Genomic DNA, 5,008 nt, shown 5'->3' on the forward strand with positions numbered 1-5,008 from the left:
AGCCTCCCCACACAGCCCTCGCATGCGAGCGCGCGCCGCCCGGGGGAGAGGCCGCGTGATCCGGGGGGTGCGGCGCGGGGTGGTCAACGCCCCCCCCCCCGCGCCCCGGTCTCGCTGTGTAGGGTCCTGGGGTGTCGGCCGGTTCCGCGCCGACATCCCGAGGCCTTCCAGGTCGGCGAGACCTGTCATACATGTTCGTGGGAACACTCACCTTCGACCTGCTGCTGGGCGACGTCCACTCGCTCAAGGAGAAGCGTTCGATCGTGCGGCCGATCGTGGCCGAACTGCAGCGCAAGTACAGCGTGTGCGCTGCCGAGACCGGGAACCAGGACCTGCACCGCCGGGCCGAGATCGGCCTCGCGGTGGTCGCCGGCGAAGCCGGGTACGTCACCGAGGTCCTGGACAGCTGTGAGCGGTTGGTCGCCGGCCGCCCCGAGGTGCAGCTCCTCTCCGCGAGGAGGCGCTACCACAACGACGACGACGAATGAGGACCGTGGAGCCGGTCGGCGGAAGTCGCCGTTCTCACACGGATCAGGACCGAGAGCGCCCGCAAGGCCGGGCGCGGGCCGGTACTTTGGGGCGTGGGCCCCGACGGGTGCGCAGTTCTCCCGGGTACCGGGCCCATTGCACGAGGAGGCAACGTGACCGACACCGCTAGGGCGCGCAAGCTCGCCGACCGCATCCAGGTGGTCGTCGCCCAGACCCTGGAGCGGCGGGTCAAGGACCCGCGACTGGGGTTCGTGACCATCACCGACACCCGGGTGACCGGCGACCTGCGCGAGGCCACCGTCTTCTACACCGTCTTCGGTGACGACGCCGACCGCGAGGCCACCGCGGCCGCGCTGGAGAGCGCCAAGGGCGTGATCCGCTCCGAGGTCGGCAAGATCGGGGTGCGCTTCACCCCGACGCTGACCTTCGTCGCGGACGCGCTGCCGGAGAACGCCCGGAACATCGACGACCTGCTCGACCGGGCCAAGGCCATCGACGCGGCGGTGCGCACCACCGCCGCGGGCGCGACCTACGCCGGCGACGCGGACCCGTACAAGGTCCCGGCGGCCGAGCGTGACGACGAGGACGAGTAGACATGGCGGGTGAGCCGGCGCAGGCCGCCTCGCGAGCCGGATCGACCACGGGGGCGTCCTCCACCAGCACGGTGGAGGGTGCCCTCGCGGCGCTCCCCGGCCCGCGTGCCGAGGAGAGCGGCTTCGAGCTGGTCTGGCAGCAGGTGGTGGCGGAGATCGGGCGGGCCCGCTCGATCGACCTGATCTGCCACATCTGCCCGGACGGCGACGCGCTGGGCTCCTCGCTGGCGGCGGCCCTGGCGCTGCGCGCGCTCGGCAAGCGGGTGCGGGTCTCCTTCGGCGACGACCCGCAGGTCGTGCCCGAGTCGCTGGCCTTCCTGCCCGGCCAGGAGCTGATCGTGCCGGCCTCCGAGGTGCCGGACGTGCCCGAGCTGGTGCTCTGCTTCGACGTCGCCGCGCAGAGCCGGCTGGGGCTGCTGCACGACAAGGCCTTCGCCGCGCCGGTCCTGGTGGTGTTCGACCACCACGCCTCCAACCCGGGCTTCGGCACCCACCAGCTGATCGACCCGACCGCGCCGGCCACCGCCGTCCTGGTGGACGAACTGCTGCGCCGGCTCGGCGTCGAGCTCGACCAGGAGCTGGCCACCTGCCTGTACACCGGGGTCGCCACCGACACCGGCTCCTTCAAGTACCGGGCGACCACGCCCGCGACCCACGAACTCGCCGGGCGGCTGCTGGCCACCGGCATCCGGCACGACCTGATCTCCCGGCAGCTGTGGGACACCTCCTCCTTCGGCTACCTCAAGGTGCTCGCGGCCGCCCTGGACCGGGCCGTCTACGAGCCGGAGGCGGCCGACGGGCTGGGCCTGGTGTGGACCTGGGTGCCCTACCAGGACCTGGCGCTGTTCAGCGTCACCGTCGAGGAGATCGAGGGGCTGATCGACATCCTGCGGCGGCCGGCCGAGGCCGAGGTGGCGCTGGTGCTCAAGCAGGACCCGGACGGTACGCTGCGTGGCTCCTCCCGCTCCAAGGGCGCGGTGGACGTCGCCGCGGCCTGTGGTGAACTGGGCGGGGGCGGGCACGTCTTCGCGGCCGGGTTCGCCGCCCGGGAGGACGTCGCCGCGGTGGTCGAGCGGTTCCGGGGCGCGCTGCGGCCGCTCCACTGACCTTCCCGTAGAGCAACTCCCGCACGTACCGGAGAAAGAACCCGATGAAGCGCAAAGGCACCGGCCCGGACGGCCTGGTGATCGTCGACAAGCCCGAGGGCATCACCTCCCACGGGGTCGTCGCCAAGCTGCGGTGGCTGGCCGGGACCAGGAAGGTCGGGCACGCCGGCACGCTGGATCCGATGGCCACCGGCGTGCTGGTGATCGGCGTCGAGCGGGCCACCCGGCTGCTCGGCCACCTGATGCTGACCGCCAAGACCTACGAGGCGACCGTCCGGCTCGGCCAGACCACCGTGACCGACGACCGCGAGGGCGAGGTCACCGCCTCGGCCCCGGCGGACGGCGTCACCCGGGAGGCGATCGACGCCGGGATCGCGGCGCTCACCGGCGAGATCATGCAGGTGCCGTCCAAGGTCAGCGCGATCAAGATCGACGGCAAGCGGTCGTACGCGCGGGTGCGCGAGGGCGAGGACTTCGAGCTCGCCGCCCGGCCCACCACCATCCACTCCTTCACCGTGCACGCGCAGCGCGCGGCGGTCGCCGAGGACGGCACGCCGGTGATCGACCTGGACGTGACCGTGGAGTGCTCCTCCGGCACCTACATCCGGGCGCTGGCCCGCGACCTGGGCGCCGGGCTCGGCGTCGGCGGGCACCTGACGGCGCTGCGCCGCACCAAGGTCGGGCCGTACGGGGTGGAGTCGGCGCGCACCCTGGAGCAGCTGGAGGAGTCGGTCACCGGCGACTCCGCCAGCGGGCTGGAGGTGCTGCCGATCGGGGCGGCCGCGGCGGCCGCGTTCCCGCGCTGGGACCTGGACGAGGCCTCCGCGGAGAAGCTGTCGCACGGCTCCCGGCTCAAGGCGCCCGGGCTGGGCGTGGACGGGCCGATCGCGGTGTTCGGGCCGGACGGGCGCTTCCTCGCGCTGGTCGAGGAGCAGGGCGGCCAGGCGAAGCCGGTCGCGGTGTTCGTCGGCTGAGCCGGCCCGTCCGTCGGACCGCAGACCCCCGTCGGGAGCCCTCCCGGCGGGGGTTCCGCGTCCGGTCCCGGGTTCCCCCGGCGGGGTCCTTCACCCGAACGGTGGGCTTCACCCGCACGGGGGAGCGCGCGAGGTGAACCGCCGTGGTGAACGGCGCGGGCGCGGTCGGGGCGCCCCTGCGGGGGGCAGGATCCCGGCGGCGAGCGGGCGACGGGCCCGCTCGACGGGTGAGGGGGCTCCATGCCGGGGTTTGCGGAGGGCGATCCGGGGCGGTACCTGCTGCGGATCCGCGACCTCAACGGGCGGCTGCACGGCTTAGGGTTCGCCGCCGACCCGCAGGGCTGGGTGCTCACCGCGCACGAGGCCGTGGCCGGCCTGGACCGGCTGGTGCTGCACACCCCCGGCGGACAGACCAGGGTGCTCGACGCCGACGCGGTGCTGCCGCTGCCCGAGCACGGGCTCGCGCTGCTGCGCACCGACGCGGTCGGCGGGCTGCCCGTCCCGCCGCTGCCGGTGGCCGCGGTGGGCGCCGGGCACGAGGTGCTGCTGCCCGCCCTGACCGGCGAGGACGGCCGGGCGGTGGTGCTGCGCTGCGGACTGCTGGGCGTCGGCGGCGCCGCGTACGGCGGCCACCTGCTGGCCGGGGTGCCGGTGCTGGACGTGCCCGCGGTGGCCGGGGTCGTGGTGCCGGCCGGCTCACCGGTGCTGGACGCCCGCAGCGGCGCGGTGGTGGCACTGGCCGCGCCGGCCCTGCGCGGACCGCAGTACGGGGGAGCGCCGTACGGCGGGGCGGCCGGTTCCGGGCCGTACGGCGGGGCGCTGTGGGCGGTGCCCGCGGGGGGCGGCGCGGTGGTCGCGCCGGCGCTGGCCGAACTGCTGGAGCGCAACGCGGCGACGGTGCCCGGGTACGGCACGGCGCTGAACCTGGCCGGGGTGCTGCGGCTGACCGCCGCCCAGCTGGCCGCCGCCGGGGCCGGGCCCGGCCGGGTGGCCGTACTGGCCGCCGACCGGGTGGACCGGCCGGACGGCCTGGCCGGGGACGAGCCGGAGGCGACCGTCACCGCCCTGGTCGGCGCCCCCGGCAGCGGCCGCTCCACCGAACTGGCCGCCCTGGCCGCCCGCCGCTGCGACGGCGCCCGGCCGCTGCCCACCCTCTGGCTGCGCGGCGCCGACCTGCGCGCCGAGGACCGCTCGCTCGCCGAGGCGGTGGAACGGGCGCTCGCCGCCGCCGCGGCCGAGCTCGGCACCCCGGCGCCCGCGCCGGAGCCGGTGGCGGCGCTGTGCGCGGCGGCCGGACGCCCGCTGCTGGTCGTCCTGGACGGCCCCGAGGAGGCCCCGGCCGAACCGGACCCGCGCTGGCTGCGCGGCGCCGGGCAGTGGCTCACCGGCTGCGGCGCACGACTGCTCACCGCCTGCGGCGAGGAGCTCTGGGAACGGCTGGCGGCCGAGCCCTGGGGCAGCGGCGCCGCGGGCGTCCCCCGCCCGGCGGAACCGGGCCCGGACGGCGACCTGGCCAGCGCCCCCACCGTCCGGATGGACGGCGGCGGGCCCGGCACCCCGACCCTGGCCGGGCACCGGCTGGGCCCGCTGCCCGCCGAGGCGGCCGAGCGGGTGCGCCGCCGCTACGGGCTGCCGCCCGGCCGCCCGGCCGCCGCCGAGGACGCCCGGCACCCGCTGGCCGTCCGGCTGGCCGGCGAGCTGTGGGCGCAGGGCCTGCACGACGGGCCGGCGCTGCGCAGCGAGCTGTTCGGCGCCCACCTGGACCTGCGCTGCCTGCGGGTGGCCCAGCGGCTGGCCGAGGACGGCCGCCCGCGCCGCCCGGGCGCCCACCGCCGGGGCGCCGCCC

General features: G+C 76.4%; 4 protein-coding genes and 1 pseudogene. All 5 read left to right on the top strand.

Going from position 1 to position 5,008, the window contains the following annotated elements; translation table 11 throughout:
• Positions 1-191 precede the first annotated feature (191 nt).
• On the top strand, positions 192-488 hold the full coding sequence (locus tag ACFWXO_RS26905; protein WP_030311386.1) for a DUF503 domain-containing protein: 297 nt from the start codon (positions 192-194) through the stop codon (positions 486-488).
• A gap of 153 nt (positions 489-641) precedes the next feature.
• Positions 642-1,082, top strand: coding sequence for a 30S ribosome-binding factor RbfA (gene rbfA, locus ACFWXO_RS26910; RefSeq protein WP_375896992.1), 441 nt, complete (start codon positions 642-644; stop codon positions 1,080-1,082).
• Positions 1,083-1,084: 2 nt separating this feature from the next.
• Positions 1,085-2,188: a bifunctional oligoribonuclease/PAP phosphatase NrnA gene (locus tag ACFWXO_RS26915; protein ID WP_375896990.1), complete on the top strand. Its 1,104-nt coding sequence runs from the start codon at positions 1,085-1,087 to the stop codon at positions 2,186-2,188.
• Between the two features lie 44 nt (positions 2,189-2,232).
• Positions 2,233-3,162, top strand: a complete 930-nt coding sequence (gene truB, locus ACFWXO_RS26920; RefSeq protein WP_380526642.1) for a tRNA pseudouridine(55) synthase TruB — start codon at positions 2,233-2,235, stop codon at positions 3,160-3,162.
• 240 nt (positions 3,163-3,402) lie between these two features.
• Positions 3,403-5,008, top strand: a pseudogene (locus ACFWXO_RS26925) (hypothetical protein); the annotation flags it as partial.

It is taken from the genome of Kitasatospora sp. NPDC059088 (assembly GCF_042738155.1).
Classification (GTDB): Bacteria; Actinomycetota; Actinomycetes; order Streptomycetales; family Streptomycetaceae; genus Kitasatospora.